The organism is Taibaiella lutea (genome assembly GCF_008629695.1).
Classification (GTDB): Bacteria; Bacteroidota; Bacteroidia; order Chitinophagales; family Chitinophagaceae; genus Taibaiella; species Taibaiella lutea.
Window position 1 is genome coordinate 426466 of record NZ_VWSH01000002.1, and the last position, 16346, is coordinate 442811.

Below are 16346 nucleotides of genomic sequence, written 5' to 3' on the forward strand. Positions count from 1 at the left end.
TCCATAAAAATCAATCGCTGCCGCTGCCTGATTTTTACTCCGGTCGAGATGACGGGACATATATAAATAAATAGAGCCGTTGCAATCGCAACGGCTCTATTTATTTATATAAAAGAATTTAACGGCAGGAATTATCCCATTTCCGGATACAAACTGAATCCTCTCATAAACTCATTCACTTCTCCTTTCACAGCAGCAATAACCGTTTCGTCATCAGGATTCATCAACGTCTTATCCAGCCAGTTAACAATAAGTTTCATGTCATTTTCCTTCAAACCACGGGTTGTAATTGCCGGAACACCAACACGGATACCGGAAGTTACAAAAGGAGACTTGTCATCAAACGGAACCATGTTTTTATTTAATGTAATATCGGCTTTCACCAAAGTATTTTCTGCTTTCTTACCTGAAATATTTTTATTGCGAAGGTCAATCAACAACAAGTGATTGTCCGTTCCTCCGGAAATAATATCGTAACCTTTTTCTAAAAATGCATTTGACATTGCCTGCGCATTGCTTTGCATCTGACGTGCATAAGCTTTGTATTCATCCTGCAATATTTCGAAGAACGAAACCGCTTTGGCAGCAATCACGTGTTCCAACGGACCGCCCTGTAAGCCCGGGAATACAGATAAATCCAGCAAAGAACTCATCATTCTTACGTTGCCTTTTGGATCTTTTATGCCCCATGGATTTTCAAAATCCTTACGCATCATAATAATACCGCCACGTGGGCCACGTAAAGTTTTGTGTGTGGTAGAAGTTACGAATTGGCAATGCTCGAAAGGGTCGTTCAGCAAGCCTGCAGCAATCAAACCCGCAGGATGTGCGATATCAGCCAATACTAAAGCGCCAATTTTATCAGCAACAGCGCGGATGCGTGCATAATCCCAATCACGGCTGTAAGCGGAAGCGCCACAGATAATCAATTTAGGTTTTACCTCCAGAGCTTTAGCTTCCAGAGCGTCATAATCCACACGTCCATCTTCTTTCTTAACGCCATAATGATGGGCCTGATACATCTTGCCGGAGAAGGTTACCGGAGAACCATGCGTTAAGTGGCCTCCCATGCTCAAATCCAGGCCAAGTATGACATCGCCATGCTGCAATACCGCGAATTGTACTGCTGTATTGGCTTGCGCACCGCTATGCGGTTGCACGTTTACATATTCAACATTGAAAATCTGTTTGGCTCGGTCAATAGCCAGCTGCTCGCTTTTATCCACCACTTCACAACCACCGTAATAACGTTTGCCGGGATAACCTTCGGCATATTTATTCGTCATTACATTTCCCATAGCCTGCATTACCTGCAAACTTGTAAGGTTTTCAGAAGCAATCAATTCAAGGCCGCGGCGTTGACGATCCAGTTCCTCACTAATGAGGCCAAATATTTCAGTATCTTTTTGCATGATTTGAATTTGGTTGCAAAAATAGATTAGAAAGAAGGGAAATGCAAATTAGAGTTTACGGAATAGTTATACTGTTTCGTTAATTTGCAAAGCCTGTGTTTCTTAATTGAAGCTATTTTAAATATAAAATGTTTTACTGTTTCGGTTATATTTGTAAGCAGAATAAACCTCTGAACCTTACCAATATATCATACCATGAAGCAAAACCTGTTTGTTCTTTTCTTTCTGTTTTTTTTGAGTTTTGCAGGCAGTATTGCAGCCCAGCCAAGCAGAATATGGGCCAGTTATGTTGGCCAGGGATTCAGCAATAATGCAGTCAGCTGGCCACCGTCAGGTACCAATATTTCACAGACCATTTATCATAAAGGATATATTTATATTGCCGGAACAACACTGGATACAATTCATATTGCTACTGCCGGTACTTTCCGGCCATCGTTTAATAAGGCTGATTATAATGAAGCATTTGTAGCTAAGTATGATACTTCGGGACACTTAATATGGGGCACATATTTTGGCGGTACTTCCCCTTATATCAATGATATTTTTAAGTACAGCCATCTGAATATTAAGCCGCAGATAGCAATGGATAATAGCGACAATATATTTCTTACCGGTTACACAACCGATAGTTCCGGTATTGCAACAGCAAATAGTTTTCTTCCCGATTTTCCTGCCGGTGCCGCACCTATAACAAGCTACATTGCCAAGTTGAATAATAACGGACAATTACAATGGAGTAGTTACTTTCCTGATTTAATATTTGCTATTGCATGCGACGGAAATGGCGATTTATATGTATCCGGAAGTTCTACCAGAGACACAGGCATTGCTACCGCCAATACATTTAAACCTGACCGCACCAATGGTCTTTGTCAGACGTATCAGACTGCTGATGCTTATTTAGTGAAATTTAATACCAACGGGCAGCGTATCTGGGGGACTTATTATGGTGGTACTTCAAGTGATGCCGGACTATGTATCGGTATTTTGCCAAACAATGATGTTATATTAGGCGGTACCACTTCAAGCTCTGATCAGATAGCCACACCGGGCACCCACCAGACATTTTCAGGTCCTGCAAATTGTGTTCAACCTAAGAACTTCATCGCCCGGTTTACCGGCAATGGGCAACGTATTTGGGGTACTTATTATTGCGATACTACAACCTTTGTCTCTAATAACCATCCAATGAAAATTTTGTGCGATAAAGATGAGGATGCGTTTTATATTGCAGGTTACACTTACGATACTTTTGGTATAGCAACTCCCAATAGTTTTAAGTCTTTTAATAGTGGAAAGGGAGATTTGTTTCTTGCAAAATTCACTAATCAGGGTCAGTTAGATTGGGGCACTTATTACGGAGGAGACGGCTTTGAAACGCTTGTGCCTGAAAATGATTTTAATGCCAACATGGATTGGCCAAGGGTATCACTTGATTTTAATGAGGTTGGTGAAATATTTTTATCATCCGCAACAACAAGTACGGACAATATCAAAACCAATTGTTCTTATAATCCTGTTGATACAAGTTATGGTTTTATAGCCAAGTTTAATGCACAAGGGCAAAGGCTGTGGGGCAGCTATACAGATGCCAATGCAGGAGGTGTTACATTGGCAGTAGGAGAGGGGAAAACGTTTTATGTTTCAGTCAGCACGCGCATAGATGGAAAAGCAACATCAAATGCACCGATGACCACAAAATTACCCGGACTTATGGCAGGCTTGTTAGCTAAATTTGAAGATACATTTGTTTGTGTTCAAAGGAATATAACCATTCAGGCAAGTGATTCTATGTTGCGTGTTGATTCCGGTTTTATGACTTATAAATGGTATAAAAATAGCACAGAGCAAAACAATCCCAATGGCCCCGTTTTTCAATTGCATGATTCAGGAACTTATTACGTTGTGATAACTGATAGTTGCGGATGTGTGTACACCAGTAATACAATTAATGTAAATCCTCACGGGGCTACCGGTATTCATGAATCAGATAACAGTAAGAGCTTGACTCTTTTCCCAAATCCTAATACAGGGCATTTTATCATAAAGCTTAATCAATGGCATCAACTGAATAATAAGGGGTCTGTTCAGGTAATAAACGTTATCGGAAATACGGTTTATCAAGCTGAATTTAAATGCTCATCTGAGATACCTTTTGATCTCTCTTCTTTAATACCAGGCGTATATACAGTCAAGGTGAAGATTGGGGACAGTTATAATGTTTTGAAAATGATGAAGCAATAGTTTTTTGTTCAGGATAGCATTAAACACCTAACCTCAATTTTGATAGTTTTCATATCATACAACAAATACCCCGAAAACGTTATAGTCTTCGGGGTGTTTGTCTTCTCTAATGAGGGAGGCTAAAAAAAGGTATTAATTTTTCAAATAAAATTTCAGGCATCGGAATCTTTCTTTTTGTTTTAGGATCAAAAAAGACAAGCGTTACAATACCTTCATTCAATAACTTGCCTGCTTCGTTGTATAAATCAGAATGGAACTGTATCTGAGAGCTTTCTTTATCTAAAACTTTCAGGCTCGTTTTTACAGTTACCAAATCATCATACAAGGCCGGACGGTAATATTTTGCATTCATTTCAACAACCGGCATCATAACTCCGGCTTCTTCCAATTCCCTGTAAGTAAAGCCCAACTGGCGAATTGCTTCCGCTCGTCCCTGCTCATAATACAAAGCATAAAAGCCATAATACAAATAACCCATCTGATCCGTTTCGCCGTATCGTACTCTTATCTGGGTTGTTGAGGTGTACATTTATTTAGTAGATAGTTGTTAGTAAATAGTCGATAGTTAATTGAATTGCTATACTAACAACTATACACTATCGACTAACCACTAAAATTAAGCCATATTATGAAACACACGCTGAACATCATCATCCTGCTCAACACGTTCTATTAATTTGAAAACATCTTCAGCTTGTTCATCAGTTACTTCAACGGTATTTGATGGAAGCCATTCTGTTTCAGAAGAAATAGGCGTGATTCCTTTTTCTTCTAATGCTTTTTGCATGTTGCCAAAATCGGCAAACTCACAACGAATAATCAGATTTCCGTCACTGTCTTCACCTAATTCATCCAGTCCCGCATCAATCAATTCCAATTCAAGTTCATCGGTGCTCAAGCCTTCGGGGTTCAATTTAAACATACCTAAATGACGAAATGTAAAGGCTACAGAACCACTATTTCCAAGGGTTCCGCCGGTTTTATTGAATAAGGAACGGACATTGGCAACTGTTCTGGTTGTATTGTCTGTTGCAGTTTCTACCAGTATAGCAATGCCATGTGGAGCATAACCTTCATACAAAACCTCCTCGTAACTGCTGGTATCTTTTCCCAAGGCATTTTTGATGGCCGCTTCCACACGGTCCTTAGGCATGTTGATGGCTTTGGCATTTTGCATACAGCGGCGCAATGCTGGATTTGTTTCAGGACTTGCACCACCTTTTTTTACCGCGATAGCGATCTCCTTTCCTATTCTGGTAAAGCCTTTCGCCATTTTATCATAGCGGGCAAACATTTTAGATTTACGAACTTCAAATATACGTCCCATAAATATGGATGAATTTTTTTAATAAGGTTGCAAAAATAATTAAAATTTGGCGGCATTCAACCTCTTATCCCTTTTTTCGTGAACAGGATAAAAGATGCTATTTAGATGGGACAAACATCTTATTATTTATCAAAGCGCCATTATAAATCTGTACAAAAGCTTCCCAGTTCCGCATTGCTTTTTGTGCTTCTTTAATTGTGTCAATGGCATTGACAAGATTGTTTTTTCCCAAAGAATCCACCGGATACTGGTATGCCTCAATAATCTTATTATCTGAAATTTTTAATTGATAACCATTGTTCACCCAATTATAAATGCCGCTCAGTTTTGCAGCCATGAATTTAGGTTCATTGGTTGCGAAAGCGCTGCTACCGAAGGAAAAGAAAGGCTTTTTATAGCCTAAATAATCTAAAATACTTGGCTGGATATCGATTTGCTGCATTAAAGTCTTGTTCATGCCCTTTAAGCCTGAATCTCCCGGTGCAAAAAATATAATCGGAATCTGGTAGCGGCCTAATCCTGAAGCATAATAATCATTGCTTGCATAAGGAGAGCAATGATCGGCAGTTATAACAAAGAGTGTATTTTTATACCAGGCCTCTTTGCTGGCTGTTTCAAAGAAGCGACGAATAGCAAAATCGGTATAACCGATAGATTCCTGCACCGGCATAGTGCCTTTTGGAAAGGTATTTTTATATTTTGCAGGTAATGGGAAAGGGTGGTGGGATGTAACCGTAAAAACCGTTGTCATAAAAGGTTGTGGCATATTATTCATGCCCTTTATGAAATACTGCAGGAAAGGTTCATCATAGATTCCCCAGCTTCCGTCGTAGTCTTTTTCATTATTATATTCTGTCCTGCCGAAATACTTTTGATAGCCTGCTTCCTTCGAAAAAATATCAAAGCTCATGGAGCCATTGGTAGCGCCATGATAAAAGGCCGTTGTGTAATTTTCTGCATCAAGCAAAGCGGGTAGGGCAGTGAAATGATTATTGCTGTAAATAGAGGTCGTAATCGGTTCTTCCATCAATGCAGGAATACTTGCGACAATTGCAGGCAGGCCTTCATTAGAATGCAAACCATTGGCATAAGCATTACTGAAAGTCATGCTTTGGTCCATCAGGCTATCTAAAAACGGCGTATAGCTTTTAAAGCCGCCTAATTTTGTAAATTCCTTGGAAAGCCCTTCCACAATGATTATTACAACATTTTTTTTCTGAAAATCCTGGTTATTATTATATTGCTTAACCGGATTTATGAGTTGCCTTGCTGCTTCATCAGGCATAAAATGCATTTCTTCCAACCTGTCGCCCTGCCAGGAATTGATGATGCTGAACGGTGTATTCAGCACAATAGCTGTATATTTTGGCGGACTGACTTCTATAGCATTTCTTATATTGATTGGAATGAACTGAATACCACCGCGTATGCCAACTACAATCAATGCTGAAGTAATTAATAATATGCAGAAACGCAATAAAAATAGTAAAGGTGTCTTTAGTTGGTGCTGTTCAGGCTTTATGTTTGAATGTGCTTTTTCAAATTTTCTGTCGATGTTTTTATACAGCCTTGCATATAAATAAATGACTGCAATGATAGGTATCAGCAAATACCAGTACAACCTGATAAAGTCAGGTAATAAAGAAAGAAAATCGCCTTTGGATGTTATTAATGCAAGAATATCTATAGTCGCACGCTTATGATTAAAAGCAAAGTAAATCCAGTCACTTGCTTCAAACAACAATGCAATACTATTAATTATTATAAAAAGCAGGCCGATGATTTTTTGAAAGTTCCGGTATTTTAAAGTGTCGAAGGGAAGCAATAAAAGAAACGCAAGTAAACCATTCAGTGCAAGAATGGCTGAAAGATCAAATCTTATGCCATGAAGCATTAAGGCTATAAAATCGACGAAAGATAAATCTGTAAAGGTATTTTGATTAAAAAGAAAAAAGCAGATCCTGAATACAGCATAGAATAACAATAAGCTGAAAATAAGACAACAGGCTTTTGAAAGTGCTAAAAAGTAACGCGACATTGATGATTAATATCGTTAAAGTAAATTTATTGGTGAAGTTTTGATAAAATAAAGGTAAAGCTATTCTATAAATTGTGTCCTGATTTTTGAAGCAGGCACTCTTTTCTGACAAAGTAAAAATTTGGATTTTGAAAAATGCCTTTGTATAAAACCTTACATTTGCAGCTATTATTGCACAATTATAAATGAATAAAATTAAAATAAACGATCGCTCCGAATGGAATGTTTCTGTTGAGAACGATATAGCACAATTAAACGAATCTGCTGTTTCATGGGACATGAAAGCATTGCCTGATGGTACTTTCAGCATTCTTGCAAATGGAAAGAGCTATAATGCCATTATTGAAAATATTGATCGCGATGCCAAACAAATGAAGCTGAAGATTAATGGAAATATATATGAACTTTCCATTAAAGAACCGATTGACCAGCTTTTGCAAAGCATGGGCCTTAATATTTCTACCGTAAAGAAAGCAGATACCATTAAAGCGCCAATGCCGGGCCTGATATTAAAAATATTGGTGGAGGAAGGCCAGAACATTAAGAAAGGAGAGCCTGTATTGATTCTGGAGGCTATGAAAATGGAAAATGTTTTTAAAGCTCCGGCAGATGCAATTGTAAAAGCTATTAAAGTTGAAGAACGTAAAGCTGTGGAGAAAGGTGAAGTGCTGATTGAATTAGCTTAATTGCTATGACGCAAAAAGATGAACCGATGAAAAAACATATCCTGTCTATACTTTTATTGTTGGCCTTTTCTGTTAATACCTTGATGGCCAAAGATTATGCTTATATATATATAGAAGGTGATAAGCAAACACCTTTTTATGTAAAGCTGGAAGGACAAATGATGCCAAGGTTAGGTAAGAATTACTGTATTCTTCCCAATCTTGATGCGGGTGTAACCAATATAGAAATCTTATTTCAGCAGAATTTGTTTCCGCCTCAAAAGTTCGTTGTAAAAATCCCAGAAGGTGGCAGCAGAGGTTTTCTGTTGAAGAAAATAAATGACCGCCAGTTTGCTTTGTATGATATGCAGCAGGGCTTTTCATTGGTTTCGGGTAATGATATTAATGATGATCGGCTATTGCCCGTAAACACCGCAGCCGTAAATGTACCTCCTGTTACTTCATCGCAGGTAAATACGACGGAAACTTTACCTGCATTTGTACCTTCTGCAAAAACCAAATCGAAAAAAACGAAAACCGATGATGCCGTAAATCAGGCGGAAACTCCGAAAGAGCGCAAGTTTATTCCTGACATGGAACTGAACACTGCCGGTGGAAGCATACCTCCTGCTACTGTTCCTGTAGCAACTGTTCCCGTTGCAACCAGACCGGGACGTACTATAGAACCTGATACAGATAACAGGCTTGCTGCTGCAGATGCCGATGAATTTGAAGAAGATAAGAAAGAGGCCGGCAATAATACTTTAGTTGCTCCTGGTATTCCGAATTCAGATTGCAAAACCGCAATGTCAAATGATGCTTTTGAAGATTTTGCAACGAAAATTCTTGATCAGGTAACCGATGATGACAAATTGAAAGTGCTGAATAAGGACAAGAACAGATACTGCTTCACAACAGAACAGGTACGGATTATAGCTAATAATCTTGAGACGCAGTCAGGAAGGTATGAAGTAACGAAAATCCTGTTTTCAAGAACAAGCGACCAGGATAATTATCCAAAACTGGAAGCGCTATTCAAAACAAACTATCTGAAAGAGAAGTTTAAGGAGATAATTAACCCGAAATAAAGTTCATCGCCTTAGATTTGACAACTTTTGAAAGGGATAAACAATCTAAAAAAGGTTATCACTGTAGAATTTGAGATTTGACAACTTTTTAAAAGTTGTCAAATCTGTAAAAAATAATAGATTCACTTCTCGCAAAAAGACGCTTATTTTTTGTTTGCTTTAAAATTCAGTCCGAAAAACAGGTATTCTTTTCTGAGTTTGCTTTTTTGCTGAATTTCATTTTCCATTTTCAAAAGAGTTTCAGGATCCGTATTCTTATACCTGTAAGGTAAAAAGTAACGTACATATTGTATCGACTTTTTATCAACTTCAAAATGATTGTTTGTCATCAGATGGTTCCATTCTTTAAGGCTTCTGATGTTTTCATTGCCGATTAAGATATCCTTCTGCAACTTTTCATCCCAATGCTTGATAATACGTTTATTACCTCTGTATTTATAAAGCTTAATATTTTGGATAATGTTGCTGCCGTTTTCCTCGATGGCAATTATATTGCCTTCCTTTTTTAAAGCTTTATGAAAAATCCCTAAAGCATCGTCAATTGGTTCCAGATGATGAAGCGTATCCTGAACTATGATGCAGTCGTAGCTTTCAGCCGGTGGTGGCGCATCAAATAAGTTTTCATACGAACAGGTAAATAAATTGGCATTCCCGAACTGATTCCAGTATCCGTAACGTTCATTTACACTTTCAAAATAAAACTCCAGGGTTGTACCATGTACTTTTATGCCATTCATGGCAAGGAACAGACCTGTTGTTCCATAGCCTGAACCACAATCCCATACCGCTTTTGCCGGATTATTAATATGCGCGGCTATGTATCTGAGTCTTTCTAAAAAATAATTCTTTCTGAAATGAAAAGAGGAAGGCTTACCTAAAAATTTATAATAACGATGCATCTCTTCATGCTGCTCCAGCTCTTTCAGGAATAGCTCAAAAAAATGTTCGGGGGTCATTTGCATTGGTTTTTACGATTTTTGCAAATCTAAGGAATAGGCTTTGAATCAATGGTACTAAGTTTGTCAGGAATACTGCTTCGTGTTTTAGCTACGTGCTTTTATTCTGTTTTGTTTAATGCGTTGTACAGCTATAATTATTTATTCAATCGTTATTTGCAATCTTCCTCACTGTTTTGGAAAGAGAAGTACCTTTTAAAGGTATAAAGAATGAAATTTATACACTATTTTTGAAGGCTTAAAAAGAACAATTTCCATCATAGATTATATATTCTGTGAAATAACTTATATGTCCGTTTCAAGATTCCTCTTTCATTCGTTGTCCAAAATATTAGCGACTAAAAGCTTATACCTGACCAAATCGCTCAATTATAAATCGAGCCAAAGTCTGCCGCCTAATTATGACTATGTGCGCTTTTCAACTTTGGGGCTTTGCTATGAAGAAATTATTAATAAAGGTGTGAAGGGAAATATAGCGGAAGTAGGCGTTTATAAGGGTGTTTTTGCAAAGCGCATGAATAAGTTGTTTAGCGACAGAAAACTTTATCTCTTTGATACTTTCGAGGGCTTTGACGGAAAAGATGTGGAGGTTGAAAAAAATAGCGGGTATTCAAAAGGTGATCAGGATTTTTCCGATACAAGTGTGCAAATGGTAATGAGTAACATGCCTTATCCTGAAAAGTGTATTGTGAAAAAAGGCTTTTTCCCTGATACAGCTTCAGATGTAGAAGATTCTTTTTGCTTCGTTAGTCTGGATGCAGACCTTTATGAGCCCATTCTTCAGGGGTTGATTTTCTTTTATCCCAGACTTGAAAAAGGTGGTTATATTTTTATTCATGATTTTAATAACGATGAATATAAAGGCGCCCGCCCGGCTGTTTTGAAATATTGTAATGAGAATGGAATCAATTACGTTCCTATTCCCGATAGCGGAGGAACGGTTATAATTACGAAATAAGACGATTTTTATTCTTCACATCCTCGATTATTTATATCCTCGATTAACGCTATATAGGAATAAACAATTATCTGTTTCTTAACAAACCGATTCTTTATCTATGGGATAAATTTGTATTTTGTTTTTCTAAATTTTCAAAATATGAAAAAAACGTTCCTACTTTCATGTGCGGCAGCACTATTATTGGTTTCCTGCAACAATAATGGAAATCAGAATGAGGCAGTAAAAAATGATACTGTAACTACTGCAACTAATGATGCGAAGACTGAAGAGGCCTGGGTTCCGGTTGATTCGGCAACTATGATGCAAAAGTGGATGGAATATGCTACTCCCGGAGAAATGCACAAAATGCTTGCTTCCTGGGAAGGATCATGGGAAGGCGATATGACTTCCTGGGATTATGAAGGTTCGGCTCCCAGGCAATCAAAAGTACATGCCGAATATAAAATGATTCTGGGTGGCAAATATCTTAGCAGTACCCATAAAGGAGATATGATGGGAATGTCTTTTGAAGGTCATGATTTGTTAGCTTATGACAATGCAACTAAAAAGTTTGTGGATATATGGGTAGATAATTTTGGTACAGGTGTGATGCATTTAACCGGTGATTATGATGCTTCTGCTAAAACTTTAACGCTTTCGGGAATGTCTCCTGATATTTGCCATCCGGGTAAAGAATGTGAAACGAAACAAGTAATTAGTATTGTTGACGACACACATCATAAAATGGAAATGTACGGCCCGGATCCTAAAACGGGAAAAATGTTTAAAATGATGGAGATTAGTTCAACAAAGAAAATGTAATTACTCCTGTAAATAAAAGAAAAACTCAAGCTTTAAAGCTTGAGTTTTTCTTTTATAACAAGTATTGTTATGTGCTTATAAATGCGCACCATGGCACGCTTTGTATTTTTTGCCACTACCGCATGGACAAGGATCATTACGGCCAATCTTCGGTTCTGCAACCATTGGCTGACGCTTTACCGGTGGTGCAGTCGGTTCTGTATAATAATCATTTTCATCAGCTGCATATGCACTTCCAGCCGCATCAATCTCTGCTTTATTGTTATGCATCTGGCTCATGTCAGTACGTTGCTGAGGCACTTGCTGAACCGGTTGTGGTGGCGCTTCCTGCATAGGAATACCTGCACGGAACAAGAACGAAATGATATGCTGATTGATTTCCAATAAAGCTTTCTTGAATAATTCAAAGGCTTCGAATTTGTAAATCAACAACGGATCTTTTTGTTCGTAAGAAGCCATACGTACGGACTGGCGTAAATCATCCATGCCGCGCAAATGGTCTTTCCAGGCTTCATCAATCATGGAAAGCGTGATATTTCTTTCCAATGTTTCAACGATTGGTTTTGCTTCTCTTTCAATAGCATCCTGCAGTCCGACATACAATTGCATGCCTCTGATGCCATCTGTAAATGGTATAACTATGTTTTCAACACGACCGCCTTGTTCTTTCTGGATATTTACAAATTGCGGATGTAAATGCTCACGCATGCTATCCATTTTGCGTTGATAGAATTCCTTAGCCTGATGATATAATTTATCGCCTGCTTTCGCGCTGTCTTTCAAATCTTCAGGCTTCATATCCGGCTCCATAGCCAATTGCTTTACCACTTCCAGTTTGAAGTTTTCGAAATCTCCGCCAAATTCTTCAGCAATATTTGCGCAAACATCATACATGGCATTATCCAAATCTATAGCCAGACGTTCTCCGAATAAAGCATGGCGGCGACGTTTGTAAATTACATCACGTTGAGTGTTCATTACATCATCGTACTCCAGCAAGTTCTTACGGATACCAAAGTTGTTTTCTTCTACTTTCTTTTGTGCTCTTTCAATGGATTTGGTAATCATGCCATGTTGCAATACATCACCTTCTTTATGACCCATTTTGTCCATCATGGAAGCAATACGTTCTGACCCGAATAAACGCATCAAATCATCTTCCAGAGAAACAAAGAATTGAGAAGTACCCGGATCTCCCTGACGACCGGCACGACCACGTAACTGCCTGTCCACACGACGGCTTTCGTGGCGCTCTGTACCAATGATAGCCAAACCACCCGCTTCTTTTACGCCTGCACCTAATTTAATATCCGTACCACGACCCGCCATATTGGTAGCAATAGTAATAGCGCCTGCCAAACCTGCTTCGGCAACTACTTGTGCCTCACGGGAGTGCTGTTTTGCATTCAGTACATTGTGCTGAATTTTCTTTTGCTGCAACATACGTCCCAGTAATTCAGAAACTTCAACTGAAGTTGTACCCACCAATACCGGGCGGCCTATTGCTCGCATTGCTTCAATCTCATCAATAACAGCTTTGTATTTTTCACGTTTAGTCTTATAAACCAAATCCTGACGGTCATTACGTGCAATAGCGACATTGGTCGGAATTGTTACCACATCCAGTTTATAGATTTCCCAGAATTCACCTGCTTCTGTTTCAGCCGTACCTGTCATACCGCAAAGCTTGTGGTACATACGGAAGTAATTTTGCAAAGTAACTGTAGCAAAGGTTTGTGTAGCAGCTTCTACCGTTACATTTTCTTTTGCTTCAATCGCCTGGTGCAACCCATCGCTGTAACGGCGGCCTTCCATAATACGACCGGTTTGTTCATCAACGATTTTTACTTTTTCATCCATTACCACATACTCTACGTCTTTCTCAAATAAAGTATAGGCTTTCAACAATTGCTGAACGGAATGGATTCTGTCAGCTTTGGCTGCATATTCCTGAAGTACCGCATCTTTGCGTTGTAATTTTTCTTCAGGAGTGACATCAGCCTTTTCAATATCAGCTAATGCCACACTGATTTCAGGAAGTATGAAGAAGTTAGGATCTTCACCGGCACCTGTAATCATTGCAAGGCCTTTATCTGTAAGGTCAACGCTGTTTTGTTTTTCATCAATATAGAAATACAATTCTTCGTTTACTTTAGGCATATTGCGTTGTTGCTCGCCTATGAAATGGTTTTCTGCTTTTTGTAAAATTTGCTTGTTACCTTCTTCACTCAGATACTTAATGATTGCAGTATTTTTAGGTAAACCTCTGTAAGCACGATATAAATGTAAACCACCGTTATCCTTATCTGTTTTACCTTCTGCAATTAATTTCTTTGCTTCGGTCAAGCTTTGGTTTACGATGCGTTTTTGAGCTTCAATTATTTTTTCAATTCTTGGTTTAAGGATATGAAATTGTTGTTCATCGCCTTTTGGAACCGGGCCGGAAATGATAAGCGGTGTACGTGCATCATCCACTAATACGCTATCCACCTCATCCACCATTGCAAAATGATGTTTGCGTTGCACCATTTCTTCAGGATTATGCACCATGTTATCACGCAGGTAATCAAAGCCGAATTCGTTATTGGTACCGTATGTAAGATCCGCCATATAAGCTTTACGGCGTTGCGGAGAGTTTGGCTGGTGTTTATCGATACAATCAACAGTAAGTCCCAGCCACTCAAATACAGGTCCATTCCATTCCTGGTCACGACGAGCCAGATAGTCATTCACCGTTACAACGTGCACGCCTTTGCCCGCTAAAGCATTCAGATAAGCAGGTAGGGTAGAAACCAATGTTTTACCTTCACCTGTCGCCATTTCGGCAATTTTACCCTGATGCAAAACTGTACCGCCAATCAACTGAACATCATAGTGCAGCATGTTCCAGGTTACAGGAACGCCGGCAGCCGACCATGTATTATTATAAATAGCTTTATCGCCTTCAATACGAACATAATCTTTGGTTGCAGCTAAATCTCTGTCTAAATCTGTTGCTGTTGCAATGACTTCAGTATTTTCCTTGAAGCGGCGGGCTGTATCTTTCATTACTGCAAAAGCTTCGGGCAAAATGCTTTCCAAAGCTTCTTCCAGTAATTCGTTACGTTTCTTTTCTAATTTATCAGCGTCATTATAAATTGTTTCGCGTTCATGTAGATCTGTGATGCTATCTGCTTCTGCTTTTTTAGAAACGATTTGTGCATCAACATCAGCTAAATGCTTTGCTATACGATCACGAAAAGATTGTGTTTTTGCACGCAATTCATCATTGGATAAAGATTGATAGCTTTCAAAATGCTGATTGATTTCCTTTACTAAGGGCTGAATTTTTTTTACATCTTTTTCGGATTTGCTACCACCGAAAATTTTATTGATAAAACCTAACATTGTTTGTGTTTTGAAATTTGAAAATAGAAATTTGAGTTGGCAAAATGCCACTGACTCATTAAAGCGTATAATAAAATTACACTTCAACAACGGTCCGTTTCTGATGAACCCTAATGAAATTCTATATCAATAAAATAAGATTTCTGCACGCAATATCTTTTCGGATATCGGCTGCAAAAAAAGGAAGAGATATTTTGTCAGATTGACTATATGACTTGGAGTGCCGAAAGGAAATATGGTCCGGATAACTGTCAAAAATGGCAGAGCCTACATGGCCTCTGTAGTTTTTGTCAACAACCAGAATAAGGTTGAGTACTTTTTCTTTTCCCGAAGACGCCGCCTTTATTTGAAAAGTGCCGGCTTTGAGACCTTTATTTTTTAAGAGCCTTTGAAGTTTAAGGTTATAGTCTGTTGAAGCGTCTTCATACTGAAAACCAAAATCAAATAACTCATGTTCGCTTAGTGCAGCAACAATCGTATTAAAATCTTCGGGAGAAATTGTATTCGCATTTGCTTTCTGACACGAACTTACGGTAGCCATCGTGGTGATAGCAACCATAAAGGTGAAATAAGAAATACGTTTTACAATCATTGTTTAATTTAAAATTCAAAATTGAGATTGACCTTTTGAATTTTGCCTTTTTTATTATTGATCAAATATCGTGCAAAAATACTTATTGCTGACAAATAGACATTCCTGCAGAAGGGTCACAAAGGTAGGAAAAGATTGAAAATGGAGACGTAGTTAATTATTTGGTTATTTTAGATAAAAAAGAGACAACTTTAAAGTAGTTGTCTCTTTTAGCTTTATCGAATAAAAATACCGTCAATCTCTATTATGATTTCGGCACTTTGAAATATCCTTCTGTAATATTAAAAGTAGTGTCACTGTTAGATGGAGTTCCGTAAAAATAACCTTCTACTTCGGTTGAGTTATTAGTAATAATTTTAACTTTTCCTGGTCCATGAATGCTTACATTAGGCAATTGGTATTGGACTGTGCAAGAATAGATATTGCCAGCCGTTGCGCTAGAGTTAAACCAAAGACTCAAATGGGTACTGGTATTTATATCCCAATAGCCAACATTAATTTGACCAAAGTTATTGCCATATGGCATGAAACTTTCTGGATCAATCACAAATAAAGTACCATCAACTTTCGCTGAAAAAGGCGCAGTTCCCGTCCAGTCAAATTTGCTGGTATTATTATTTGAGCCATTGGAATTATTCCCTGCACTACTTCCACTACTATTATTGCTATTATTGGCATTCATATCAATAACGGTTTTTTTGCAGGAGACAATTGCCAAAATGCTAAGTGTAGCAAAAGCTAAGTATGTAAATTTCTTCATGTGATTTTAAAAATTTCAGCTAATTTATAAGAAATTCTGTATAAATGAAAATTTGATCTGCAAAATGATTTCTATAGTAATGGTATTTGCCAGGATTAAGAATGTCAAACAC

General features: G+C 38.2%; 13 protein-coding genes. 5 read left to right on the forward strand and 8 right to left on the reverse strand.

The window, feature by feature from the left end:
- Nucleotides 1-131 precede the first annotated feature (131 nt).
- Nucleotides 132-1412: a serine hydroxymethyltransferase gene (locus F0919_RS08920; RefSeq protein ID WP_150032402.1), complete on the reverse strand. Its 1281-nt coding sequence runs from the start codon at nucleotides 1410-1412 to the stop codon at nucleotides 132-134.
- A 195-nt stretch (nucleotides 1413-1607) separates the two neighbouring features.
- On the opposite strand from F0919_RS08920, the gene F0919_RS08925 reads away from it, so the two are divergent.
- Nucleotides 1608-3659, forward strand: a complete 2052-nt coding sequence (locus F0919_RS08925; protein WP_150032403.1) for a T9SS type A sorting domain-containing protein — start codon at nucleotides 1608-1610, stop codon at nucleotides 3657-3659.
- Between the two features lie 106 nt (nucleotides 3660-3765).
- Here the strand turns inward: F0919_RS08925 and F0919_RS08930 are convergent, their stop codons facing one another.
- The 3 genes from F0919_RS08930 to F0919_RS08940 form a co-directional block, all read right to left on the reverse strand.
- Nucleotides 3766-4188, reverse strand: a complete 423-nt coding sequence (locus F0919_RS08930) for an acyl-CoA thioesterase (RefSeq protein WP_150032404.1) — start codon at nucleotides 4186-4188, stop codon at nucleotides 3766-3768.
- Nucleotides 4189-4275: 87 nt separating this feature from the next.
- Nucleotides 4276-4986: a YebC/PmpR family DNA-binding transcriptional regulator gene (locus F0919_RS08935; protein ID WP_150032405.1), complete on the reverse strand. Its 711-nt coding sequence runs from the start codon at nucleotides 4984-4986 to the stop codon at nucleotides 4276-4278.
- Nucleotides 4987-5083: 97 nt separating this feature from the next.
- Complete coding sequence (locus F0919_RS08940) at nucleotides 5084-7024, reverse strand: LTA synthase family protein (protein WP_150032406.1); 1941 nt, start codon at nucleotides 7022-7024, stop codon at nucleotides 5084-5086.
- A gap of 185 nt (nucleotides 7025-7209) precedes the next feature.
- On the opposite strand from F0919_RS08940, the gene F0919_RS08945 reads away from it, so the two are divergent.
- Together F0919_RS08945 and F0919_RS08950 are read left to right on the forward strand one after the other, a co-directional pair.
- A complete protein-coding gene (locus tag F0919_RS08945; protein ID WP_150032407.1) occupies nucleotides 7210-7710 on the forward strand; it encodes an acetyl-CoA carboxylase biotin carboxyl carrier protein subunit in 501 nt (166 codons plus the stop codon).
- 26 nt (nucleotides 7711-7736) lie between these two features.
- Nucleotides 7737-8777 carry a DUF4476 domain-containing protein gene (locus tag F0919_RS08950; RefSeq protein ID WP_190277326.1) on the forward strand — a complete coding sequence of 347 codons (1041 nt, stop codon included), beginning with the start codon at nucleotides 7737-7739 and terminating at the stop codon, nucleotides 8775-8777.
- 143 nt (nucleotides 8778-8920) lie between these two features.
- Here F0919_RS08950 and F0919_RS08955 read toward each other — a convergent pair whose 3' ends face one another.
- Complete coding sequence (locus F0919_RS08955) at nucleotides 8921-9733, reverse strand: class I SAM-dependent methyltransferase (RefSeq protein ID WP_190277327.1); 813 nt, start codon at nucleotides 9731-9733, stop codon at nucleotides 8921-8923.
- Between the two features lie 289 nt (nucleotides 9734-10022).
- Between F0919_RS08955 and F0919_RS08960 the strand changes: the two genes are divergently transcribed.
- Both F0919_RS08960 and F0919_RS08965 read left to right on the forward strand, forming a co-directional pair.
- Nucleotides 10023-10691, forward strand: coding sequence for a TylF/MycF/NovP-related O-methyltransferase (locus F0919_RS08960; RefSeq protein WP_150032410.1), 669 nt, complete (start codon nucleotides 10023-10025; stop codon nucleotides 10689-10691).
- Nucleotides 10692-10832: 141 nt separating this feature from the next.
- Nucleotides 10833-11495: a DUF1579 domain-containing protein gene (locus F0919_RS08965; RefSeq protein WP_150032411.1), complete on the forward strand. Its 663-nt coding sequence runs from the start codon at nucleotides 10833-10835 to the stop codon at nucleotides 11493-11495.
- 75 nt (nucleotides 11496-11570) lie between these two features.
- Here F0919_RS08965 and secA read toward each other — a convergent pair whose 3' ends face one another.
- The 3 genes from secA to F0919_RS08980 all read right to left on the reverse strand — a co-directional run bounded on the left by secA (nucleotide 11571) and on the right by F0919_RS08980 (nucleotide 16234).
- Nucleotides 11571-14882 (reverse strand): preprotein translocase subunit SecA, encoded by a 3312-nt coding sequence (secA, locus tag F0919_RS08970; protein WP_150032412.1) that lies wholly within the window; start codon nucleotides 14880-14882, stop codon nucleotides 11571-11573.
- Nucleotides 14883-15003: 121 nt separating this feature from the next.
- On the reverse strand, nucleotides 15004-15474 hold the full coding sequence (locus F0919_RS08975; protein WP_150032413.1) for a hypothetical protein: 471 nt from the start codon (nucleotides 15472-15474) through the stop codon (nucleotides 15004-15006).
- 244 nt (nucleotides 15475-15718) lie between these two features.
- The gene (locus tag F0919_RS08980; RefSeq protein WP_150032414.1) at nucleotides 15719-16234 is read right to left on the reverse strand and encodes a hypothetical protein; all 516 of its coding nucleotides are present in this window, start codon (nucleotides 16232-16234) and stop codon (nucleotides 15719-15721) included.
- Nucleotides 16235-16346: the final 112 nt, after the last annotated feature.

Excerpts from the sequence above, each read along its gene's own strand:
- F0919_RS08940 (WP_150032406.1), bottom strand. The coding sequence starts at position 7,024 with ATGTCGCGTTACTTTTTAGCACTTTCAAAAGCCTGTTGTCTTATTTTC.
- F0919_RS08980 (WP_150032414.1), bottom strand. The coding sequence starts at position 16,234 with ATGAAGAAATTTACATACTTAGCTTTTGCTACACTTAGCATTTTGGCA.
- F0919_RS08925 (WP_150032403.1), top strand. The coding sequence starts at position 1,608 with ATGAAGCAAAACCTGTTTGTTCTTTTCTTTCTGTTTTTTTTGAGTTTT.
- F0919_RS08965 (WP_150032411.1), top strand. The coding sequence starts at position 10,833 with ATGAAAAAAACGTTCCTACTTTCATGTGCGGCAGCACTATTATTGGTT.
- F0919_RS08975 (WP_150032413.1), bottom strand. The coding sequence starts at position 15,474 with ATGATTGTAAAACGTATTTCTTATTTCACCTTTATGGTTGCTATCACC.
- F0919_RS08920 (WP_150032402.1), bottom strand. The coding sequence starts at position 1,412 with ATGCAAAAAGATACTGAAATATTTGGCCTCATTAGTGAGGAACTGGAT.
- secA (WP_150032412.1), bottom strand. The coding sequence starts at position 14,882 with ATGTTAGGTTTTATCAATAAAATTTTCGGTGGTAGCAAATCCGAAAAA.
- F0919_RS08930 (WP_150032404.1), bottom strand. The coding sequence starts at position 4,188 with ATGTACACCTCAACAACCCAGATAAGAGTACGATACGGCGAAACGGAT.
- F0919_RS08935 (WP_150032405.1), bottom strand. The coding sequence starts at position 4,986 with ATGGGACGTATATTTGAAGTTCGTAAATCTAAAATGTTTGCCCGCTAT.
- F0919_RS08945 (WP_150032407.1), top strand. The coding sequence starts at position 7,210 with ATGAATAAAATTAAAATAAACGATCGCTCCGAATGGAATGTTTCTGTT.
- F0919_RS08955 (WP_190277327.1), bottom strand. The coding sequence starts at position 9,733 with ATGACCCCCGAACATTTTTTTGAGCTATTCCTGAAAGAGCTGGAGCAG.
- F0919_RS08960 (WP_150032410.1), top strand. The coding sequence starts at position 10,023 with ATGTCCGTTTCAAGATTCCTCTTTCATTCGTTGTCCAAAATATTAGCG.
- F0919_RS08950 (WP_190277326.1), top strand. The coding sequence starts at position 7,737 with ATGAAAAAACATATCCTGTCTATACTTTTATTGTTGGCCTTTTCTGTT.